This is a genomic window from Pseudohaemophilus parahaemolyticus, assembly GCF_938021905.1.
Lineage (GTDB): Bacteria > Pseudomonadota > Gammaproteobacteria > Enterobacterales > Pasteurellaceae > Haemophilus_A > Haemophilus_A parahaemolyticus_B.
Genome location: NZ_CALIFA010000071.1, coordinates 1 through 2,891 on the forward strand (window position 1 = coordinate 1; position 2,891 = coordinate 2,891).

Annotated in this window: 6 protein-coding genes; all 6 read right to left on the reverse strand. The window is 40.9% G+C overall.

The window, feature by feature from the left end; genetic code table 11:
- Positions 1-103: 103 nt before the first annotated feature.
- Positions 104-745 carry an antA/AntB antirepressor family protein gene (locus QMF79_RS07860; RefSeq protein WP_281773403.1) on the reverse strand — a complete coding sequence of 214 codons (642 nt, stop codon included), beginning with the start codon at positions 743-745 and terminating at the stop codon, positions 104-106.
- 317 nt (positions 746-1,062) lie between these two features.
- Entirely contained in the window at positions 1,063-1,365 is a 303-nt protein-coding gene (locus QMF79_RS07865; RefSeq protein ID WP_281773404.1) for a hypothetical protein, read from the reverse strand.
- Positions 1,366-1,444: 79 nt separating this feature from the next.
- The gene (locus QMF79_RS07870; RefSeq protein ID WP_281773405.1) at positions 1,445-1,723 is read right to left on the reverse strand and encodes a hypothetical protein; all 279 of its coding nucleotides are present in this window, start codon (positions 1,721-1,723) and stop codon (positions 1,445-1,447) included.
- A gap of 142 nt (positions 1,724-1,865) precedes the next feature.
- Positions 1,866-2,300, reverse strand: a complete 435-nt coding sequence (locus QMF79_RS07875; RefSeq protein ID WP_281773406.1) for a hypothetical protein — start codon at positions 2,298-2,300, stop codon at positions 1,866-1,868.
- The gene (locus QMF79_RS07880; protein WP_281773407.1) at positions 2,290-2,493 is read right to left on the reverse strand and encodes a hypothetical protein; all 204 of its coding nucleotides are present in this window, start codon (positions 2,491-2,493) and stop codon (positions 2,290-2,292) included. Before QMF79_RS07880 ends, QMF79_RS07875 begins: the two co-directional genes overlap by 11 nt.
- Before the next feature lie 96 nt (positions 2,494-2,589).
- On the reverse strand, positions 2,590-2,784 hold the full coding sequence (locus QMF79_RS07885) for a hypothetical protein (RefSeq protein WP_281773408.1): 195 nt from the start codon (positions 2,782-2,784) through the stop codon (positions 2,590-2,592).
- Positions 2,785-2,891 lie beyond the last annotated feature (107 nt).

Consider the following 2,891-nt stretch of genomic DNA (forward strand, 5'->3'; position numbering starts at 1 on the left):
TTTCGGTGGAAATTTCATCAAAATCGTAAACTCAGGGTGCAAAAAACCGCCCCACGCCTTTTTAAGGTCTTGAGTGGGGTGAGGCGGTGGGAGTATTCAAGGATTACTTGATAACTGCTCGGTCAATGAGGCTGATGGCACGTGTCCAGTTTAGGCGTTCGGATTGTTGGAACGGTTCGACGAGGCGTGCGATGGTGTCTTTGGTTTCGAGGTAGTGTCGTTTGTATTCGTGATGGTGGCTGTAAGTCATTGCACTGAAACGTGAGCCGATTGCCTCAAGTGGTTTTTCGAGTTGACCGAGTAGGGTGTTCATTTGGCTGTGAGAGAACCATAACCAGACGAGCTGTTCGAGTTCGTACTCGGTAAATTCAAAGGTGTATTTCTTTTCAGGCTCTGGCAAGGCGAGCTGTTGCGGTTGTTGCAAGGCTTTTAATAATGTTCTTTCGCAACGGATGAAGTATTGGCGAATTTGTCTGCCTCGTTCGTTTCTTTCGACCATGCCGAGTTCTTTGCCCATGTCGAGGGTGATGTGATATTCCTTGCGTGGGCGTCCGTTGGTGCGTTCGGTGATGATGAAGTAGTCTTCATCTTGGATGAAACCATATTCGTTGATGCGGTTGTTAATCCAATCATTGTAGCGAGTTTGAATTTCTAGGAATGCGTGAAGTTCACGAGCGTTGCAAAGTTGAACAGGTTGATTTTGGATTAAACCGTTAAAAACAGGAATTAAGTTTGAGTTTGTCATTTTGTGATTCTCTAATCAAAGTTTTAGAAATCATCACGAACAAACGCCAATTTGTTGGTGATGAACTGTTCAAGATTGGCGTACCGTTGATTAGAGCAAAACGGCGATCTTTCGATCTCTCAAACAGTTCATCATTGGGCTTTTACTAAAATTTTAGTAAAAGGTAGATTTGCTGTTTTTGGGTATAAAAAAATACGCATTTGAGCGTGCTATCTATACCGCCCTAATCAATTCAGGAACGCCAATTCCTGACGTTCTGTTGAAAGTGGGGGGGACCTAAACGAGAGCGGTGAGGTTGTCAATAGCTAATTTCGGTTTTATTCATCTGGAGTATAGCGTTTTCCTTCATTCCAGTGTTCTTTTAACCATTTGCTGCTTTCAGTATGAGCATATCCAGAAAGTTTCCCTTCATCTACACGGAATACAAGAACAGTTCCTGTATGAATAAGTCGGAGTGATTCTCGAATTTCGGTAATGGAAAAAGTATCGCTAATAACAATCCAGACATTGTGAACCCAGTGCCAAAAGTTAGCATTTTTAGCTTGGAAAAAATGCGTAATTTTATCTTCAGCCTCAGCTTGAATGTCATCATCCACAATAATAATGTATTTTTTAGCCATCTAAATCCTCCAATACCGGGATGATTTCAGTGTTAGTGTTTTGATTTGGTGATTGTAATCCTTTTGTATTATCACCAATTTACCCTTGCTGCAATTCCATTTTTTTAATGGAAAAACGTTCGGATTGTAGGCGGTCGGGGTCGTTTTTCATAAAGAAATTGTAACATCTCATTGCGTATACAAGCAAACAAAGGATGAAAAACAAACCACAGTAAACGATATTAATTTGCTGTGTTGCCCAGTATAGTGTTACTGTTCCTGAAAAGACAACTGCTATCAACCATAATATGGGAGACATTGCGGTTGATTTTGCATTTACCCCCTCCACTCGTCCCATTTTTCCAAAAATGCGAGGCATAAATATTCCTTTTGTTATTCAAAAGATATAAAAAAAGCCTCTAAAAGAGGCTGTTGAAAGCGGGGGTATGATAATCCGATATGAGCGGTGTTGTCAAGGGTTAAGCAAATAAAAAGCCCCGAATTTTTCGGGGCGGGTTGAGTTATTTTTTGTTGGAATACAGGAAAGCACCGACAATACTTACTAACCCTGCACCCATCAATAGTGCTGCTGAGGTGGTATCACCTAAATAAGCGAGATAAGCGGATAATCCTGTAAAGAGCCCTACAACGCCAAAAGCCAATAATTGACCTCGTTTTTGAATGCATTGCTCTTCTTTACGCATTTCAATTTCAGCCATTTGTGTTTTATCTGCAATATCTAATGATTTTTCAGCCATTTTCATCAAGCGGTCACCACCGTTAGGGATAGCTTGATTATATAAGCCAATATCTTCAGCAGCAGGAAGCGGACCAGAATGTACTTTTTGCTGATGAACCATTACAGCTTGAATTTCTGGCGCTTCCAAGATAGTTGGATTTCGTTTTACTGCTTCGATAATGTCTTGATGTTTTATCGGCTTGAGTTTATTGCTCATTTTGAGTTCCCATTCTGCGAGCTTGTTTCAAGCTTTCGCCTACACGCTCCCAAGATGCACGAATCAATTTATTTGCCTCTGCCTGCCCGTTTGTCGCAACGGTTGGAGATACGGCAACAACAGGGGCGATGTTCAAAATTGAGCCAAAACCAATAAGAAGATTGGCAACACATTTATGCTTTGTCATTTTCATATTGATTACCTTTTGTTGAAAGATTTCTTTAAAACCTACGTTGCATTATAAAACTACAAGGCGTGATGTCAATGTAAATAATACTTTGGGTATTGGTTAAACCCGCTCCGCCTCAATCATCGCATCAATGGCGTTGTACCACACTTCTGTATCTATCAGCTTGTCGGCTAAGATGCCTAAACCTGATGATTTCAGCTTTTTAAGCACTTTATTTTCCATTTGCTCAATGCGGTCTTGCATTGCATATTCAGGCGGTAAGCCCAGGCTTGCGTAGTCTTGGTAACCGATCATTTTAATGTCCTCTTATTAACCATTTAAAACAGCACACTGCGTGCCAAACATCAAAAAAACACACGTCTTACGTATGCTGTTTTAAATGGTGGCTCTAGTGGGAGTTG

Bases quoted from the DNA above. Each gene is read 5' to 3' on its own strand.
- QMF79_RS07885 (WP_281773408.1), bottom strand. From the start codon at position 2,784: ATGATCGGTTACCAAGACTACGCAAGCCTGGGCTTACCGCCTGAATAT.
- QMF79_RS07865 (WP_281773404.1), bottom strand. From the start codon at position 1,365: ATGGCTAAAAAATACATTATTATTGTGGATGATGACATTCAAGCTGAG.
- QMF79_RS07880 (WP_281773407.1), bottom strand. From the start codon at position 2,493: ATGAAAATGACAAAGCATAAATGTGTTGCCAATCTTCTTATTGGTTTT.
- QMF79_RS07860 (WP_281773403.1), bottom strand. From the start codon at position 745: ATGACAAACTCAAACTTAATTCCTGTTTTTAACGGTTTAATCCAAAAT.
- QMF79_RS07875 (WP_281773406.1), bottom strand. From the start codon at position 2,300: ATGAGCAATAAACTCAAGCCGATAAAACATCAAGACATTATCGAAGCA.
- QMF79_RS07870 (WP_281773405.1), bottom strand. From the start codon at position 1,723: ATGCCTCGCATTTTTGGAAAAATGGGACGAGTGGAGGGGGTAAATGCA.